Below are 17569 nucleotides of genomic sequence, written 5' to 3'. Positions count from 1 at the left end.
CGCCTTTCGGGGCCGGGTCAGGCCCCCCGGCGGCGACGACCGGCCCTGAGCCCGGCGAACACCGCTGCCGCCACCAGCACCAGCACGACGACGCCACCGACTGCCAGCATCCAGGGCTCGACCACGTAGCCCGCGCTCGACTCCGCGGTGTCGCTGTCCTTGGCGTCGTCAGGGCCCGCCTCCGGGGCGTCAGCGGCCTCGGGCTCGGCAGCCGGGGACTCCTCGGTCGACGCGCCCTGCACCTCCCCGTCGTACTCGGGCGCACCGTGCTGCTCCCCGTCGATTGCCACCGCGAGCCGCACCGGGGCCGCGAACTCCTCCGAAGCCCTGTCGCTCACCCCGCCCATCTCGATCGTGAAGTAGTAGAAGCCGTCGAAGGCGCTCGCCCTGATCTCGGTGCGCAGGGACTTCAGGTTCTGCAGGCGCACGGGGGGCACGGCATGGCTCACCGTTACCGGGTCCCCACCGTTGTAGCGGCCCATCGGGCGGACACCGGCATCGAGGTTGTTGGTGTAGCCGAGGTCCCGGCCCAACGGGTTGAACCCCTTGGCCTGCACCTGCACACCGATGGGCCCCTGCAGCTTGGCCGCATGCACATCGGTCTCGACCCGTGCGGTCATCCGGGCACTCTGGCCGTACTCCATCCTGACTTTGTAGAGCAGCTGCTCACGGGGCCGCAGGGTGTCGGAGTACGTCGTCCCGGGCTCCAGTTCGGGCGCCTCCTCGAAGCTCGCTCCGCCGATGATCGGGGTCCCTGTGCCGGTCAGAGGGGCCGGGCGCTGCCAGGTGTCCTCGTCGGCCTGGTTCGCCGGCTCGGGCAGCTCGGCCACGTTGGTCACCTCGGGATGGGTGCGCACGCGCAAGCTCATCGGGGTGGGCGGGCCGTTGAAGCTGACCTGGACCAGCAGCTGCTCCTCGGCCGCGCAGGAGGTGTGGGCGCTCGACTCCATGACGGGACTGAAGGTCGCCGACGACCCCATGATCGTCTCCAGCCCCAACACGTTGAGCTTGTTCGCGTAGTCGTTCACGCACCGTTGGCCGTCCCGAGTGAGCAGGGAGACTTTGAGGAGATCCGACATGTTGTCGCTGTCACGCGGGCGCAGCACTGCCGAGGCGGTGACGGCTCCGTTCGTCGGCTTGTCCACGAGGTAGTACTTCGGAGCCTCGTCCGCGAGGGTCTCGTCCACATAGTCACCGGGCTCGAGGGCGGTGGGATCGGCGGTGCTGGTGCCACCGGTGACCGGTTCTCCGGACAGGCTGAACAGCCGCAGGCCGCGGACGCTGACCTGCACCATGCTCTCGGTGAGCTCCGCGGCGCTGGAGGCGTCGAAGTAGCGGCCGCCGCCGGCTCGGGCCACGCACTGCAGGGCGCTGCGGGCCTTGCCGGAGACGCCGAGCCCGACCACGTTGACCCGCAGGTTGACTCCCTGGGTCCGCAGCTGGCGGGCGACCTGGCAGGGGTCGGGGGCGCAGGTGGGCTCCCCGTCGGAGAGCAGCACGATCGTGCGCGGCGCTCCGTCCGTCGCGGAGCCGAGGTCCTTCGCGGCTCCCTTGAGCGCGTTGCCGATCGGCGTCTCGCCGTAGGGCTTGTACTTCGAGACCGCGCGCTTGATCGCCGTACGGTCGACCGGGCCGACCGGCACCACGTTCTGGGTGTCCGTGCAGGCGCCGCGCTGGGACCTGTTCTCGACGGTGGCCCCGAAGACGCGCACGCCGACCTCGACGCCGTCCGGGAGCGTGTCGGCCACGTCGTTCAACGCTTCCTTGGCCGCCTCGATCTTGGTGCCGCCGCCGGCGGCCTTGTCCTTCATCGACCCCGAGGAGTCCAGCAGCAGGACAAGGCGTCCGCTGGTCTGCGTGGCGTCGGCTGCGGTGCCGGCCGGTGCGGTCAACGGCACGAGCAGGGAGGCCAGGAGGACGCTGGTGACGAGGAGGGGGAGGGCGCGCATGGCGCATACCTTCCCATTTCGCCCGTCGCTGAACCTCGCCACCTCGCCGCCTATTCTGCCGTGATGGGCAGCATCCGGGTCGGCATCTCGGGGTGGCGCTACCCGCCGTGGCGCGGCGACTTCTACCCCGAGGGACTGCCGCAGCGCCGCGAGCTGGAGTACGCCGCCTCGCAGCTGTCCTCGATCGAGATCAACGGGTCGTTCTACTCCCTCCAGCGACCGACGAGCTGGGAGAAGTGGCGCAGCGAGGTGCCCGAGGGGTTCGTGTTCGCGGTCAAGGGCGGCCGGTTCATCACGCACATGAAGCGGCTCCGGGACATCGAGGTCCCGCTGGCCAACTTCTTCGCCCAGGGGGTGCTCAGCCTGGGGGAGACCCTGGGCCCGATCCTGTGGCAGCTGCCGGCCACCTTCCCCTACGACGAGCAGGTGCTGGCCGACTTCTGCGCGCTGCTCCCGCGCACCACCACCGAGGCCGCCGCGCTCGCCGAGCTCCACGACGACAAGGTCTCCGGGGACAGGCTGTGGAGCGGCGAGGTGGTGGAGCGGCCGCTGTTCCACGCGCTGGAGCCGCGGCACCCGAGCTTCGCCGCGGACGAGGCGATCGCGCACCTGTCCTCCTGCGACCTCTCCCTGGTGGTGGCGGACTCCGCCGGCACCTGGCCGCGGTTCGAGCAGGCGGTGGGACCGGTGGTCTACGTCCGGCTGCACGGAGCCACCGAGCTCTACGCGAGCGGCTACACCGACACGGCGCTCGACGAGTGGACCGAGAAGCTGCGGGGCTGGACCGCCGACGGCCGGGACGCGTTCGTCTACTTCGACAACGACATCAAGGGCTACGCCCCGCACGACGCGCGCCGACTGGTGTCGCGGTTGGAGACCGCCGGCTGAGCACGCCGTACTCGCCGGTTACCGGTGAGTAAGGTTGGCCCATGAGCAAAGTCCTCGACCTGCACGCCAAGGCCCACGCGATCCCGGTGATCGGCGACCGGCTGTTCTCGTTCGCGTTCTCCCAGGTGGCGCCGTACTTCTGGACGATCCGGCCGCGGTTCACCGTGATCGAGCCGAACCACGCCGAGGTGGTGATCCCCAAGCGCCGCGGGGTGCACAACCACATCGGGACCGTGCACGCGATCGCGCTGTGCAACGGCCTCGAGGCGGCGATGGGCGTGCTCGCCGAGGCCTCGATCCCCAGCGACAAGCGCTGGATCCCCAAGGGGATGGAGGTCAGCTACACCGCGAAGGCGACCACCGACATCACCTGCATCGCGGAGACCGACCCCGAGCAGTGGACCGGGACGGACCCTGATGTCCCGGTGCGGGTCAAGGGCGTCCGCAAGGACGGCACCGTGGTGATCGAGGGCACGATCCGGCTCTGGGTGACCCCGAAGAAGAAGGCCTGACCCCGCCGGGTCTCAGCTGAGGGCGCCGCCGCCGAGGCCCGCCTCGATGGTCATGCTCTTGTCCATCTGCTCGCGCGAGACGCCGCGCCGGGCCAACCGCCCCTCGACGAACACCGCGAGGCGGGAGAGGGCGTAGTTGATCAGGATGAAGATCAGCCCGACCACGGTCAGGGTCTGGATCGGGTTGTCCAGGTTGAGCGCGATGATGTTGCCGCGACGCAGCAGCTCCACGTAGATCCCCAGGACGGCCGCGAGCGAGGTGTCCTTGAGGATCACCACCAGCTGGCTGATCAGCGCGGGGAGCATGGTCCGGAACGCCTGCGGCAGCTGCACCGTGCGCATCGTCTGGCCCGGGGTCATCCCGATCGCCAGGGCGGCCTCGGCCTGCCCACGCGGCAGTGAGTTCACCCCGGAGCGGATGATCTCGGCGATGATCACCGAGTTGTAGAGCGTGAGCCCGATGACGACGTACCAGAGCCCGTCCTCACCCGGGAGCGGCCCGACGTCGATGCCGAGGTCGGGGAGCCCCTGCCAGACGAAGAAGATCGTGATCACCACGGGCAGGCCGCGGAAGAGCTCGATCAGGCCGACCAGCGGGATCCGCGCCCCCGGCGAGAGCAGCAGCCGGACCGAGCCGACCACGGAGCCCACGACCAGTGAGAGAGCGATCGCCAGCACCGCCGCGATCAGCGTGGCCTGGAGGCCCTTCCAGAGCAGGCTCCAGACGGGCTCGAAGGACTCGTTGCCGGGGTCGATGAGCGGACCCCAGAGCTCCATCGAGAACTGTCCCTGGTCGTAGAGGCGCTTGATCACCACTGCCATGAGGCCGAGGATCAGCACCGAGGCGATCACCGTGCCGATCAACGCGCGTCGGCGCGCGCGGGGCCCGGGGGCGTCGTAGAGGACGGTCTCGGCGCTCATCGGACGATCGCCACCTTGCGCTCGATGCCGGCGAGGATCAGGCCGGCCGGGATGGTGATCAGCAGGTAGCCGATCGCGACCCCGGTCAGCACCGGGATGGTGGCGTAGCCCTGGGCGCTGGTGAGGCTCTTGCCCACGGCGTACAGGTCACCGCCGACGCCGAAGGCGCCGACGACCGCGGAGTTCTTGAACATCGCGATGATCACGCTGCCCACGGGCGGGACCGAGGTCCGCAACGCCTGCGGCAGGATGACCTCGCGCAGGGACTGGGTGAAGCCGAGCCCGATCGCGCGCGCCGCCTCTGCCTGGCCCGGAGGCACGGAGTTGATGCCCGATCGCACCGCCTCGCACACGAACGCCGAGGTGTAGACGACCAGCGCCGCCACCCCGAAGGTGTAGTAGGACTGGTTGATCCCGATCTCGGGCAGTCCGAAGGCGAAGAAGAACAGCACCACGGTCAGCGGGCAGTTGCGCACGACGGTGACCCACGCGGTGCCGAACCAGCGCAGCGAGGGGATCGGCGAGACCCGGAAGGTCGCCAGGACGGTGCCGAGCAACAGGGAACCGACCATCCCCCACAGGCAGATGCCCAGGGACCGGAGAAAACCCGACCAGAACAGGTCGAGGTTCTGGGTCACTCCCTCCACGTGTGCCTCTTCTCAGCTGGAAAGCGGTGGTCCCGCCGCATGCCGCGGCGGGACCACCGGGTGATCAGGAACAGGGAGCGGGCTCGGGGAGGGTCGGGGTCTGGGTGCCCTCGATCTCGCCGGCGGTGTCCGCCCACGCCTCCTCGTACTCCTTCTCGTTGTCCTTGAGCGTCTGGTTGATGAACTCGCAGAACTCGACGTCGCCCTTCTTGATGCCGATGCCGTAGGGCTCCTTGGTGAACTGCTCACCGACGAGCTTGAACTTGCCGTCGGACTTCGCGGCGAACCCGAGCAGGATCACGTTGTCGGTGGTCACCACGTCGACCTGGTTGTTCCGCAGGGCCGCGGCGCACTTGTCGTAGACGTCGAACAGGGTGAGCTGCTTCTTCTCGTCCGCGAGGTAGGTCTTGATCTGCTCCGAGGGCGTCGAGCCGGTCACCGAGCACACCTTGATGCTGGGGTCCTTGAGGTCCTCGGGTCCCTTGATGTCGTCGTTGTCGGAGTTGACCATCAGCTGCTGCCCGGCGACGTAGTAGGGGCCGGCGAAGGTGATCCGCTTCTTGCGCTCGTCGTTGATGGTGTACGTCGCCACCACCATGTCGACCTCGCCGTCCTCGATCAGCTGCTCGCGGACGTCGGAAGGCGACTCCTTCCAGGTGATCTTGTCTTCGTCGATGCCCAGGGCGCTGGCGATCATCTCGCCCACCTCGACGTCGAAGCCCTCGGGCTTGTCCTCGAGACCCAGCAGGCCGAAACCGGGCTGGTCGAACTTCGTGCCGATGGTGATCTTCCCCGACTTCTGGATCTCGGCCATCGTGGTGCCCGCGTCGAACTTGGCGTCAGCGGCGTCGTCGCCCTGGTACCCGTTGTTGTCGTCATCGGCGCCGCAGCCGGCGACGGCGAGAGACATCGCCCCGGCCATGATCAGTGCCTTGGTCCTCGTGAATCGCATGGATCTCTCCTTCGTGGTGTGGACGTGCCTGGTCAGTGCTTGAGGATGCGGCTGAGGAAGTCCTTGGCCCGGTCCGACTTGGGGTTGGTGAAGAACTCTTCAGGGGTGTTCTCCTCGACGATCGCGCCGTCGGACATGAACACGACCCGGTCGGCCGCCGTACGCGCGAAGCCCATCTCGTGGGTGACCACGATCATCGTCATGCCGCGCTTGGCGAGGTCGACCATCACGTCGAGGACCTCCGCGATCATCTCGGGGTCCAGCGCCGAGGTCGGCTCGTCGAAGAGCATCGCCTTGGGGTCCATCGCCAGCGCCCGGGCGATCGCGACCCGCTGCTGCTGGCCACCGGAGAGCTGGGCGGGGTACTTGTCGGCCTGCTCGGCGACGCCCACCCGGGCCAGCAGCTCACGAGCGCGCGTCTCGGCCTCCGCCTTGCCCTTGCCGCGCACCTTGACCGGCCCCAGGGTGAGGTTCTGGAGGATCGTCTTGTGGGCGAAGAGGTTGAAGCTCTGGAAGACCATGCCGACCTCGGCGCGCAACGCCGCGAGGGCCTTGCCCTCGGCCGGGAGCGGCTCACCGTCGAGGGTGATCGTGCCCTGGTCGATGGTCTCGAGCCGGTTGATCGCCCGGCACAGGGTCGACTTGCCCGACCCGGACGGGCCGATCACGACGACGACCTCGCCCTTGCCGACGCTCAGGTTGATGTCCTTGAGGACATGCAGGTCGCCGAACCACTTGTTCACGCCGTCGAGGACGATCAGGGGCTCGTAGGTCGACACGTTGCTCCTCTGTAGATGCCTTGGGCAGGTTGTCGGCGCCGGGTGGCCCTGCTGCTCAAGGCCCAGTCATTCGGTGACTCTAGGGATCGGTGGGACCTGAGTCGAGTCACGCGCCACTTCGTTGCACACCAGTAACCGTAGGGGTGATCTTGGTGACGGTTTGGCCTTCCCTGAGGCGGGCACAGGTCTGGCAACCCGTCCTGCGAGGCCTCGGGGCCACGCCGCGGCACCGCACTTCCGACCCTCCCGAGAGGACCAGCATGTCGATCAAGAGCACCGTCGAGTCACTCACGCACACCGCGGTGAGCACTGCCCGCACCGCGGTCCGACTTCCGTTCGGTACCGCTGCGAAGGCGACCGGACTCGTCAAGGATACCGCCGGGGCGGGGATCGGCCTGGTGCGCAGCCGGATCGGGGGTGCCCCAGAGAAGGACGCAGAGAAGGGTGCAGAGAAGGGGCCGGAGAAGACTCCGGAGACGGGCCGGGAAGCGGGCCCGAAGCCGGTACCGGACGCGGTCAAGGACGTCGCCGCGGAGGTGCAGGGCACGGCTGCGGAGGCGAAGGTCAAGGTCGCCGAGACCGTCGAGGACGTCCAGGCCAAGGTCGAGAAGAAGCTCCCGGTGAAGAAGGCTCCCGCCAAGAAGGCGGCGGCGGAGAAGGCTCCCGCGAAGGCCCCGGCCGAGGAAGCGCCGGCTGCCGAGACTCCCGCCGCGGAGAAGGCTCCCGCCGCAAAGGTGGCGAAGAAGGCCCCGGCCGAGAAGGCGGCGGCGAAGAAGGCCCCCGCCGAGAAGGCGGTGGCGAAGAAGGCCCCCGCGAAGAAGGCGGCGGCGAAGAAGGCTCCGACCGAGGACCCGCGCGACCACATCCCGGGCCCCGACCTGGCCGCGTTCGCCCCGCCGGCGCCCGAGGACCTGCCCGAGCCCATCGTGATCGAGGCCGAGCCGGCGACGCCCCCGGAGTCGTTCCACAACGAGCCCAAGGCCGCGACGCGCAGCTCGGCACGTGGTGGCACCGGGGGCCGTGAGGAGAGCTCGGGGTACGCCGAGGAGATCCCCACCCCGGACGCCGACATCGAGACCCCCGTGGGCACGACCGGTGCCGAGGCCGCGACCAACCCCTCCACTGCGGAGAGCGACCTCCAGCAGCCCGGCACGCCCGCGTTGCTCGACCCGGCCGTGGCCAAGGCCGTCGAGAGCGAGAGCGAGACCCTGCGCAAGGCCGCCGACCCCGACAAGGGCTGAGCGGGCCGGGCGGAGGCCCGCACTGCCCGACGTAGGCTGGTGCGGCCATGACTGCACCCGAGCCTGCCTCCGCCCGCACCTACGAGGTCCGCACCCACGGGTGCCAGATGAACGTCCACGACTCCGAGCGGCTCACCGGTCTGCTGGAGGACGCGGGCTACGTCGCGGCGCCCGGGGGTGCGGGCGCTGAACCCGCCGACGTGGTGGTGTTCAACACCTGCGCGGTGCGGGAGAACGCCGACAACAAGCTCTACGGCAACCTCGGGCAGCTCGCCTCGGTGAAGAGAACGCGACCGGGGATGCAGATCGCCGTGGGCGGCTGCCTCGCCCAGAAGGACCGCTCCACGATCACCGAGAAGGCCCCCTGGGTCGACGTCGTCTTCGGCACCCACAACATCGGGTCACTCCCGGTCCTGCTCGAGCGCGCCCGGATCGCCGAGGAGGCGCAGGTCGAGATCCTCGAGTCGCTCGAGGTCTTCCCCTCGACCCTGCCCACCAAGCGGGAGTCGGCGTACGCCGCCTGGGTGTCGATCTCGGTCGGCTGCAACAACACCTGCACCTTCTGCATCGTGCCGGCACTGCGCGGCAAGGAGAAGGACCGCCGGCCCGGCGAGATCCTCGCGGAGATCGAGGCGCTCGTCGCCGAGGGCGTCGCCGAGGTGACGCTGCTGGGGCAGAACGTGAACGCCTACGGCGTGGAGTTCGGTGACCGCCAGGCGTTCTCCAAGCTGCTGCGTGCCTGCGGGGAGATCGAGGGGCTCGAGCGCGTCCGGTTCACCTCACCGCACCCCGCGGAGTTCACCGACGACGTGATCGAGGCGATGGCCGAGACCCCCAACGTGATGCCCTCGCTGCACATGCCGCTGCAGTCCGGCTCGGACCGGGTGCTGCGGGCGATGCGGCGCTCCTACCGGCAGTCGAAGTTCCTCGGGATCATCGAGCGGGTCCGCGCCGCGATGCCCGAGGCGGCGATCACCACCGACATCATCGTGGGCTTCCCGGGCGAGACAGAAGAGGACTTCGAGGCCACCCTCGACGTCGTCCGCGCGGCCCGCTTCTCGGGGGCGTTCACCTTCCAGTACTCCAAGCGGCCCGGGACCCCGGCCGCCGTGCTGCCCGACCAGCTCCCCAAAGCGGTCGTCCAGGAGCGCTACGAGCGCCTCGTGGCGCTGGCCGACGAGGTCGCCTGGCAGGAGAACCGCGCCCTGGAGGGCCGCACCGTCGAGCTGATGGTTGCCGAGGGGCAGGGCCGCAAGGACGCCGCCACGCTGCGGTTGTCCGGCCGGTCCCGCGACAACCGGCTGGTGCACTTCACCCCGGTGCTCGAGGACGGCACCCCGGTCGAGGTGCGTCCCGGCGACATGGTGGAGTGCGTGATCACCTACGGCGCACCGCACCACCTCGTCGCCGACGGCCCGATCCGCTCGCTGCGGCGTACCCGAGCCGGCGACGCCTGGGAGGCCCGCACCGCCACCCCGGCGCCGGTCGGCGTCTCCCTGGGACTGCCCACGGTCGGCGTACCCGCACCCCTGCCGCCCCAGGACGGCTGCTCGCTCTGAGGTCGCTGGGTCAGCTGGCCCGGTCCTGGCTCCACTGCTGAGGCGCCCGTGGCGCGCAAATGCTGGCAAATGTCAGTACGCCCGGGGAAAGCGACTGTCATTTGCCAGCAATTGCGGCCCGCCGAGCCGGCGAGCAACGGACTCTCGAACACGAACCCAGGCCGAACCCAGGCCGAACCCGCCCCCAGCCCTCAGGCAGGCTCGTCGGTCGCCTCGTCGGTGCCCTTCTCGCCCTCTTCGACGTCCTTGTCGACGTCCTCGGCCTCCTCGATCTCGTCGGGGACGCTCTCCTCCTCGACCTGGGCCGAGCGCGGCTGGTCGGGCGTGGCGGGCGGCTGGTCGTCCTCGTCCAGGACCCGGTCCGCGGGGCCGCCGGGGGCGGGGTCGGGGGCCGGGTCGGTCTTGGGCTCGGGTGCCTCGCCCGGCTCCTGGCTGTCGCCGTTCACTCGGTGCCTCCTGCGGGGACCGGACGGGTGCCGTCGGCGATCTCCTCGTTGGGGTCGGCGCCGGGCTCCGGCGGCACGGGGGAGGGGTCGGTGGGGACCGGGTCCTCGTCGCCTCCGCCGGCCGAGCTCATCGGCCCGCTCGGTGCGGTGGGCTCGGTCGGTGCGGTGGGCTCGCTCGGGTCCGAGGGGCCGCTGGGGCCGGTCGGGTCGCTGGCCGGGCCACCGGGCGGGTCGGCGGACGGCTCGGGGGGCTGGCTGCCGCCGGAGGTGGCCCGGAGGTCCCCGCTCCGCGCCTCGTAGTCGTTGAGCGCGGTCTTCGCCTTGGACACGCCGGCGCGGATCTTGTCGGTGTGCTTCCCGCCGGTCCTCGTGTCGAACGCCTGCCCGGCCTTGTCGAGACCCTGGCCGATCTTGTCGCCGTGCTGGTGCACGACGTCACCGAGCTGCTTCTTCGCCTGGTCCAGGAAACTCACTGTTTTTCTCCTCGTGTCGGCCACGGATGGCTTCGTCGATGTCATCGGGCTGTGCCGCTCGGCGTACCCGCCTCCACCTTTGCCAAACTAACGGCCGTGTCCACGCCCGCGAGTCCGCACCCGACCACCCCGCGGGTGGTGGCGGTGGTGGGCGCCACCGCGGCGGGCAAGAGCGCCCTGGCCCTCGACCTCGCCGAGCGACTGGGCGGTGAGGTCGTGAACACCGACTCGATGCAGGTCTACCGCGGCATGGACATCGGTACGGCGAAGATGCCGCCGGCCCAGCGCCGCGGGATCACGCACCACCTGCTCGACCTGCTCGACGTCCGCGAGCCCGCCACGGTCGCCCAGTTCCAGGGCTGGGCCCGCGAGGTGATCGAGGACTGCCACCGGCGCGGCGTCACCCCCGTCCTGGTGGGCGGTTCCGCGCTCTACGTGCGCGCAGTCATCGACGACTTCGAGTTCCCCGGCACCGATCCCGTCGTACGCGCCCGCCTCGAGGAGGAGCTGGAGGCCATCGGTGCCGAGGCGCTTCACGCCCGTCTCGCCGAGGTCGACCCTGCCGCTGCCGCGCAGATGGAGCCGCGCAACGGCCGCCGGGTCGTGCGGGCGCTGGAGGTCATCGAGCTCACCGGTCGCCCGTGGAGCGCGGCGCTGCCGGAGCCGACTTATCACTACCCCGGGGCGGTCCAGATCGGCGTCGACATCGACCGGCCCACGCTCGACCGGCGGATCGAGCAGCGGGTCGACGAGATGTTCGCCGAGGGCCTCGTCGAGGAGGTCCGCGAGCTCGCGGGCCGCGGTCTGCGCGAGGGGCGTACGGCGTACCGCGCACTGGGCTACCAGCAGGTGCTCGCGTTCCTCGACGGCGAGATCACCGAGGCCGAGGCCAAGGAGCAGACCGTGAACCGCACCCGTCGTTTCGCCCGCCGCCAGGACAGCTGGTTCCGCAAGGACCCCCGGATCGTCTGGGTCGCCCACGACGACCCCGAGCGCGTCGAGAAGGCGCTCGCCGCCGTCCCCTCGCCCCAGTGAGTGCCCACTGAGTGCCCAGTGAGTACCCGGCGAGCGGCCGCGGCACCTACCGGGGTTTGAAGCCACAGGGCAGCGACGTAGGTTCACGCCATGACCGCTCACCAGCCGTGGACCGAGATCGTCGACGTCGACGCGCTCACGGCTCTCCTCGGTGAGCCCACGCCTCGCGTGCGGGACAAGGCGCGCCAGCGCCTTACCGACGTCGACGTCGCCTGGCTGGAGGCGTCCCCGTTCTGCGTCGTCGGCACCGCCTCGGCGTCCGGGGCCGCCGACGTCTCGCCCAAGGGCGACCCCGCGGGCACGATGGTGCACGTCATCGACGAGCGCACGATCGCCCTGGCCGAGCGTCCCGGGAACCGCCGGGCCGACGGCTACCGCAACATCCTGGAGAACCCGTACGTCGGCCTGCTGTTCCTGATCCCCGGACGCGGCGACACCCTGCGGATCAACGGGAGGGCGCGGCTGGTCTCCGAGGCGCCCTTCTTCGACCAGATGGTGGTCAAGGGGCACCGGCCGCTGCTGGCCCTGGTGGTCGAGATCGACGAGCTCTTCCACCACTGCGCCAAGGCGTTCCTGCGCTCCTCGCTGTGGGACCCGACCACCTGGGACCCCGAGGGGGTGGTGGCCCGGCGCGCGGTGATCGCCCAGCGACTGGAACGACCGGAGGCCACCGTGGACGAGCTCGACGAGTACTACGGGCCCGCCTACGCCGAGAACCTCTACCGCAACCCGGGGGCCTGAGCCGTGGCCGCGTGGAACTGGGCACGCCGACTGGTCGGGCTGCCGGAGAAGAAGGACGAGGTCGTCGCGGACGCCCCGAATCCAGAGAAGGACCCCGAACAGAGCCCGGCGGAGGGTCCCGTCGAGGAACCCGCACCCGAACCTTCTCCGGGCGAACCCGCTCTCACCCCGGCCGAGGAGGCCAGTGCCCGACAGGCCCATGACAGGATCAGACCCGTGATCGAGTACTCCTACGTCAAGGGCCACGGCACCGAGAACGACTTCGTCCTGCTCCCCGACGCCAACGGGCGCGAGGAGCTGACCGCGGGCCAGGCGCTGCTGCTGTGCGACCGCCGTTCGGGCATCGGCGCCGACGGCGTGATCCGGGTGGTGCGCACCGACGCGACCGAGGACCCCGCAGCCGTGGCCGCGCGGGGCGAGGCGATGTGGTTCATGGACTACCGCAACGCCGACGGCTCCGTCTCCGAGATGTGCGGCAACGGCATCCGCGTGCTGGGGCACTACCTGGCCACCCACGCCGACGTCGACCCGCGCAACCCGCTGCCGATCGCCACCCGCGCCGGCGTGAAGACCCTCACCTTCGACCGCGACCAGATCACCGTGGACATGGGCACCCCCGAGGTCCTCGGGCTGAGCACGGTCACGGTGGGCGAGCGGACGTTCGAGGCCCGCAACATCGGCATGGGCAACCCGCACGCCGTGGTCTTCGTCGAGGACCTCGCCGAGGCCGGGTCGCTGACGGAGGCGCCGGGTCACGACCCGAGCGTCTACCCCGAGGGCGTCAACGTCGAGTTCGTCGTACGCCGCGGTGAGCACCACGTGGCCATGCGGGTCCACGAGCGCGGCTCCGGCGAGACCCGGTCCTGCGGCACCGGTGCCTGCGCCGCGATGGTCGCCGCCGCTTTGGCCGACGAGGCGCCGCGCGGCACGACGTACACCGTGGACCTGCCCGGCGGCACGCTGCGGATCGTGTGGACCGAGGACAACCGGATCCTGATGACCGGGCCTGCGGTGCTCACCGCCGAGGGCGTCACCCGGCTCTGACCCCCGGGCTCTGACCCCGGGGCACGCCGGCTCAGAGCGTGACGGCGGGGCGGACCACCTTGCCGGTGGCGTTGCGTGGCAGCGCGGTGGGGTCCACCCGCCAGATGGTGGGGACCTTGTAGTGCGCCAGCTCCGCGGCCGCGTACGCGCGCAGCACCCGCACCAGCTCGTCGGGGTCGATGGTGGCGTCCACCGGCACCACCACCGCGCACACCGTCTGCCCGAGGTCCTCGTCCTCGGCGCCGATCACCACGACCTCGCGCACCGCGGGGTGCTCGGAGAGCACCGCCTCCACCTCGGGCGGGTAGACGTTCTCCCCACCGCGGATGATCAGGTCGGAGCGTCGCGCCGAGAGCCGGATCCGGCCCTTGTCGTCCAGCGTGCCCAGGTCGCCGGTGTGCAGCCAGCGGTCGTCGTCGATGGCGGCTGCCGTGGCCTCGGGGTTCTGCCAGTAGCCGCGCATGTTGTAGGCGCTGCGCACGCAGACCTCCCCCTCCACGCCCGGAGGCAGGGGGCCTCCGAGCGGGTCCCGGACCTCGAGCTCGACGCCGACCACGGGTGAGCCCAGGGTCCCCGGTGCCTCGGCGAGGTCCATCGGGGTCGCGACCGCCACCGCGGTGCAGGACTCGGTGAGGCCGTAGCTGTCCACTAGGGTCCCGGCGAACGGCAGCCGCTCGCGCAGTCGTTCCTTGAACGCGGGGGACGACGGAGCGGAGGCCAGCGAGAACGCATAGAGCGAGGAGGTGTCGTAGTCGCCCACCGCGTCGAAGGTCAGCAGGCGGTTGGCCATCGTCGGGACTGCTCCCCAGTGTGTGACCCGGGCGTGCTCGACCAGCTGCAGGACCCGGGCGGGTTCGAACGCGCCCAGGTGCATGGCCGCGGTGCTGCCCGTCGCCAGGCGGGTGACCGCGAGGTTGTGCAGGCTGCCCACGTGGAACAGCGGCATCGCCAGCAGATAGGTCTTGTCCTGCGGTGCCACCGGGTCGCCGAACGCTGCGGCGACGGCGTCGTTGAACTGGTGGAAGCCGATCACCGAGCACAGGTTGCGGTGGGTGTGCACCACCCCCTTGGGGCGACCGGAGGTGCCGGAGGTGAACAAGATGACGGCGGGGTCGTCCTCCGCTACCTCCGTGCTCGGCAGCGGTGCCCCGGGGTGCGCGGTGGCCAGCTGCTCGTGCTCGTCCTCCAGGACGACGAGCCGGGCGGTGACGTCGGGCAGCGCCGCGACCACGGCAGCCCGCTTGCGGTCCGCCAGCACCAGGACGGGCTCGGTGAGGGCCAGGGCGTCGGCGAGCTCGCGCGGTGCCCACCACGCGTTGCAGCCGACGGCGATCGCCCCGATCGAGGTGATCGCCCAGAACGACTCCACCCAGGCGGGGGTGTTGGCCGAGGTGATGGCGACCCGGTCGCCAGGACCTACGCCGTACTGCTCGCGCAGTGCCTGTGCCACCGAGGAGACGCGGGCGGCGTGCTCCTCGAAGGTGAGACGACCCTCGAGCGTGACGAGGTAGGGGTGGTCGCCGTACTGCACGGATGCGGCCAGCACCTCGTGGAGGGCGCGGAACCGGCGGGTGAACACCCTGACCGGAGCTCCGAGGACCTCCTCGACCTGCATCTCGCAGGGACCACCGGGGCCGGTGATGGCGACCAGGGCTGCCTGGGCCGCCGCGGCGGGGTCGGTCTGGGTGCTCATCTGCGGTTCCTCTCCGAGAGGTCAGGACCGCGCGAGTATCCGGCGGCCCGGGCCGGGTCCGGGCGGGCCCTTCCACTGACCGGGACCGTGACCGGACCGGACCGGGGGCGCCGTCACCGGCTCAGGCTGGAGCAGCCCGGTCGTAGCGGGGGCCGAGCAGGAGCGTGCACGCCAGCCGGACGTCCTCCTCGGCCTGCTCCAGCGAGATCAACCCGTTGAGGGCGGAGACGAGGATGCCGTACCAGGTCTGCTCGACGAGTCGCACCATCCGCAGGTCCTCCTCACCGGGCTCGGTGCAGCCCAGGGCGGTCAGGAGCAGGTGGTGGAAGGCCGAGCTGGCCTCGGCGTGCTCGCGACCGGCCTTGAGCTGGGCGGCGTTGTTCGCCTGCAGCATCGCGGTGGCGAGCTGCGGGCGGCGCAGCATCCGGCGGCTGGACTCGATGAGCACCTCGGCGACGGCCATCGCTCGCCCACCGGGTTGCGGGGCGGGCCGTGGCTCCTGGCCGAGTCGCTCCACCTGGGAGCGCAGCACCCCGACGAACAGGTCGGTCTTGGAGGGGAAGTAGCGGTAGAGGGTGGCGATGGCCACGCCGGCCTGCTTGGCGACGTCGTTCATCTGCATCCGCTCCGCGCCGTGCTCGGCCCCGAGCCGGCTCGCGGCCTGGAGGATCCGGCGGTAACGCTCCTTCTGCACCTGCGAGACGGGTTCGGCAGGTGTGCGCGTCTCCGCTATCCGTGGCACGCGACCTCCTGGGAACCAGAGACGCCGACGCTCGGTCGGCTGGAGACCGGTGCTCCCCGGTCGTCACCATCGTGCGCCGCTCGCCGCGCTCCGCACTCGCAGGCTACCGGTGAGTGGGATCGCGGGCCCCCGTCGCCCCGGTCCCAGACAGACTCCCGGGATGTCCCCAGCACACGAGGAACCACGACACCACGACGTGGACGCGTCCCCGTACGGCCCCTGGGCCGTGGTCGCCGGAGGCTCCGAGGGGGTGGGGGCCGAGGTCGCCGCCCAGCTGGCGGGCGAGGGGATCAACCTGGTGCTGGTCGCCCGCCGCCAGGGTCCCCTCGACGAGACGGCGGCCCGGGTCCGCGGGCTCGGGGCCGAGGTGCGCACGGTGGCCGTCGACCTCAGCCAGGAGCGCGCGGTGGCGGCGGTCGGGGAGGCCACGGCGGACCTCGAGGTCGGGCTGCTGTGCTACAACGCGGGTGCCAACAGCCACGGCCGCCCGTTCACCGAGGGAGACCTGGCCGCCTTCCGCCAGGTCGTCGACGTCAACCTCACCACGATGCTGGGGCTCACCCAGCACTTCGCGCGGCCGATGAAGCAGCGCGGACGCGGGGGCATCCTGCTCGTCGGGTCGCTCGCGGGCTACGTCGGCACCAGCACCGAGTCCGTGTACGCCGGCGTGAAGGCGTTCAGCCGCGTCTTCGCCGAGGGGCTGTGGGCAGAGCTGCAGCCGTACGGCGTGGACGTGCTCGAGCTGGTGCTGGGAACCACCCGGACCCCGGCCATGGAACGCGCGGGGCTGCAGCTGGACCTCCCGGGGCTGCGGGTCTCGGACCCGGTTGCGGTCGCCCGGGAAGGGCTGGCCGCGCTCCCGCACGGCCCGGTGCACGTCGTGCGGGAGCACCAGCGGGTGGCGGACGCGCAGGTCGCCGGTGACCGGGCCCAGGTGGTCACCCGGACCGACCGGGTCATCCGATCGCTCGTGCCTCCGTCTGCCTGACCTGGGCGAACGCGGAGTGCTGGTCCCGGCGGACGTGCTCGGGGTACAGCTCGGCGGTCACTCGGCGGACCGCGCCGACGAGGAGCGGAGCAGCCCGTTCCAGCGCCGCGCCGTTGGTCACGACAAGGGAGACCGCGGCGACCGGTCCCAGCGGCCCGCGGACCGCCGCCGCGACGCAGGCGATGTCGGGGAAGCACTCGCCGTGCTCGATGGCCAGCCCGCTGCGGGTGCGGATGCGCGCCAGCTCCTGGTGGAGGGCCTCGGGTTGGGCGAGCGACTGCCGGGTGGGTGCCTCGCGGCGGCTGCCGAGGCGCTCGTCGACCTCCTCCGGCGGGAGCCAGGCCAGCATCGCCTTGCCCAGGGCCGTGCAGTGCGCCGGGGCGGTCCCGCCGACGCGGGAGGGCACCACGACGGCCGAGCGACCGCCCAGCTTGTCGAGGTACTGCACCCGGCCGCCGTTGAGCACTGCCAGGTGCACCACCGCACCCGTGCGCAGCAACAGGTCCTGCAGGTACGGCGAGGCCACCGAGCGCAGCCGGTCGTTCTCGCCGTGCCCGCCACCGAGGCCGAGGGAACGGCGGCCGAGGCCGTAGCCCGTGGCCGCGTGCTGGAGCCAGTCCAGCCGCACCAGCTGGTCGAGGATCCGGTGCGCGGTGGAGCGTGGCAGCCCGGTCCGGCGCGCGATCTGCTCCAGCGGGAGCAGCTCCTCCCGGGTGGTGAACAGGTCGAGGATCAGCGTCATCCGCTCGACCATCGACGTCGGGATGACGCCGGGGAGCAGCTGCGGATCGCCCGCGTCGTCGAGTTCGAGTTCCATGACGGTCACCACGGCCACCTCCGGCAGAACTGAAACGAATTCTAGATGTGACGACGGTAACAACCCGAGGGGTTGACGACCAGAGCATTCTGAAATTCATTCTGTTTCGTTCAGTGGGAGTGCTCGGGCGCCGGTCGGTCCC

At 70.9% G+C, this 17569-nt stretch carries 18 protein-coding genes; 8 read left to right on the top strand and 10 right to left on the bottom strand.

All coding sequences use genetic code 11. From position 1 onward, the window contains the following. Positions 1–17 precede the first annotated feature (17 nt). Positions 18–1949 carry a vWA domain-containing protein gene (locus AC4BGB_RS07290; RefSeq protein WP_490546090.1) on the bottom strand — a complete coding sequence of 644 codons (1932 nt, stop codon included), beginning with the start codon at positions 1947–1949 and terminating at the stop codon, positions 18–20. 63 nt (positions 1950–2012) lie between these two features. Here AC4BGB_RS07290 and AC4BGB_RS07285 point away from each other — a divergent pair, with 63 nt between their 5' ends. Beyond that, a complete protein-coding gene (locus AC4BGB_RS07285) occupies positions 2013–2837 on the top strand; it encodes a DUF72 domain-containing protein (protein ID WP_490546088.1) in 825 nt (274 codons plus the stop codon). 41 nt (positions 2838–2878) lie between these two features. Next, positions 2879–3349, top strand: coding sequence for a hotdog fold domain-containing protein (locus tag AC4BGB_RS07280; RefSeq protein ID WP_490546086.1), 471 nt, complete (start codon positions 2879–2881; stop codon positions 3347–3349). A 12-nt stretch (positions 3350–3361) separates the two neighbouring features. On the opposite strand, the gene AC4BGB_RS07275 is transcribed toward AC4BGB_RS07280, so the two are convergent. From AC4BGB_RS07275 to AC4BGB_RS07260, 4 genes are all read right to left on the bottom strand, one after another. Beyond that, entirely contained in the window at positions 3362–4270 is a 909-nt protein-coding gene (locus AC4BGB_RS07275; RefSeq protein WP_490546084.1) for an amino acid ABC transporter permease, read from the bottom strand. After that, entirely contained in the window at positions 4267–4917 is a 651-nt protein-coding gene (locus AC4BGB_RS07270) for an amino acid ABC transporter permease (RefSeq protein ID WP_490546082.1), read from the bottom strand. Before AC4BGB_RS07270 ends, AC4BGB_RS07275 begins: the two co-directional genes overlap by 4 nt. Before the next feature lie 64 nt (positions 4918–4981). Next, the gene (locus AC4BGB_RS07265; protein WP_490546081.1) at positions 4982–5869 is read right to left on the bottom strand and encodes a glutamate ABC transporter substrate-binding protein; all 888 of its coding nucleotides are present in this window, start codon (positions 5867–5869) and stop codon (positions 4982–4984) included. A 32-nt stretch (positions 5870–5901) separates the two neighbouring features. Next, the gene (locus AC4BGB_RS07260) at positions 5902–6630 is read right to left on the bottom strand and encodes an amino acid ABC transporter ATP-binding protein (protein ID WP_490546796.1); all 729 of its coding nucleotides are present in this window, start codon (positions 6628–6630) and stop codon (positions 5902–5904) included. A gap of 278 nt (positions 6631–6908) precedes the next feature. Here AC4BGB_RS07260 and AC4BGB_RS07255 point away from each other — a divergent pair, with 278 nt between their 5' ends. After that, positions 6909–7889: a hypothetical protein gene (locus tag AC4BGB_RS07255; protein ID WP_490546079.1), complete on the top strand. Its 981-nt coding sequence runs from the start codon at positions 6909–6911 to the stop codon at positions 7887–7889. 47 nt (positions 7890–7936) lie between these two features. Further along, the gene (gene miaB, locus AC4BGB_RS07250) at positions 7937–9448 is read left to right on the top strand and encodes a tRNA (N6-isopentenyl adenosine(37)-C2)-methylthiotransferase MiaB (RefSeq protein ID WP_490546077.1); all 1512 of its coding nucleotides are present in this window, start codon (positions 7937–7939) and stop codon (positions 9446–9448) included. Positions 9449–9639: 191 nt separating this feature from the next. Here the strand turns inward: miaB and AC4BGB_RS07245 are convergent, their stop codons facing one another. Together AC4BGB_RS07245 and AC4BGB_RS07240 are read right to left on the bottom strand one after the other, a co-directional pair. Further along, positions 9640–9894 carry a hypothetical protein gene (locus tag AC4BGB_RS07245; protein WP_490546075.1) on the bottom strand — a complete coding sequence of 85 codons (255 nt, stop codon included), beginning with the start codon at positions 9892–9894 and terminating at the stop codon, positions 9640–9642. Then, positions 9891–10367 carry an antitoxin gene (locus AC4BGB_RS07240; protein ID WP_490546073.1) on the bottom strand — a complete coding sequence of 159 codons (477 nt, stop codon included), beginning with the start codon at positions 10365–10367 and terminating at the stop codon, positions 9891–9893. The genes AC4BGB_RS07245 and AC4BGB_RS07240 overlap by 4 nt, the downstream gene beginning before the upstream one ends. Before the next feature lie 96 nt (positions 10368–10463). On the opposite strand from AC4BGB_RS07240, the gene miaA reads away from it, so the two are divergent. The 3 genes from miaA to dapF all read left to right on the top strand — a co-directional run bounded on the left by miaA (position 10464) and on the right by dapF (position 13187). Next, positions 10464–11402 carry a tRNA (adenosine(37)-N6)-dimethylallyltransferase MiaA gene (gene miaA / locus AC4BGB_RS07235; RefSeq protein WP_490546072.1) on the top strand — a complete coding sequence of 313 codons (939 nt, stop codon included), beginning with the start codon at positions 10464–10466 and terminating at the stop codon, positions 11400–11402. A 90-nt stretch (positions 11403–11492) separates the two neighbouring features. Continuing rightward, positions 11493–12143: an MSMEG_1061 family FMN-dependent PPOX-type flavoprotein gene (locus AC4BGB_RS07230; RefSeq protein WP_490546070.1), complete on the top strand. Its 651-nt coding sequence runs from the start codon at positions 11493–11495 to the stop codon at positions 12141–12143. 3 nt (positions 12144–12146) lie between these two features. Continuing rightward, positions 12147–13187: a diaminopimelate epimerase gene (gene dapF, locus AC4BGB_RS07225; RefSeq protein ID WP_490546068.1), complete on the top strand. Its 1041-nt coding sequence runs from the start codon at positions 12147–12149 to the stop codon at positions 13185–13187. Between the two features lie 31 nt (positions 13188–13218). Here the strand turns inward: dapF and casG are convergent, their stop codons facing one another. Continuing rightward, positions 13219–14880, bottom strand: a complete 1662-nt coding sequence (gene casG, locus AC4BGB_RS07220) for a steroid-24-oyl-CoA synthetase (RefSeq protein WP_490546067.1) — start codon at positions 14878–14880, stop codon at positions 13219–13221. A gap of 121 nt (positions 14881–15001) precedes the next feature. Continuing rightward, positions 15002–15622, bottom strand: coding sequence for a TetR/AcrR family transcriptional regulator (locus AC4BGB_RS07215; RefSeq protein ID WP_490546066.1), 621 nt, complete (start codon positions 15620–15622; stop codon positions 15002–15004). Positions 15623–15782: 160 nt separating this feature from the next. On the opposite strand from AC4BGB_RS07215, the gene AC4BGB_RS07210 reads away from it, so the two are divergent. Continuing rightward, a complete protein-coding gene (locus tag AC4BGB_RS07210; protein WP_490546065.1) occupies positions 15783–16610 on the top strand; it encodes an SDR family NAD(P)-dependent oxidoreductase in 828 nt (275 codons plus the stop codon). Here AC4BGB_RS07210 and AC4BGB_RS07205 read toward each other — a convergent pair. Next, a complete protein-coding gene (locus tag AC4BGB_RS07205) occupies positions 16579–17427 on the bottom strand; it encodes an IclR family transcriptional regulator (protein ID WP_490546063.1) in 849 nt (282 codons plus the stop codon). The two genes, AC4BGB_RS07210 and AC4BGB_RS07205, sit on opposite strands and share 32 nt — an antisense overlap. Between the last annotated feature and the right edge of the window lie 142 nt (positions 17428–17569).

This window comes from Nocardioides sp. Z30_9 (assembly GCF_058215735.1).
Note: the sequence above shows the minus strand (reverse complement) of the source record. Positions and strands in the feature narration are given on the sequence as shown.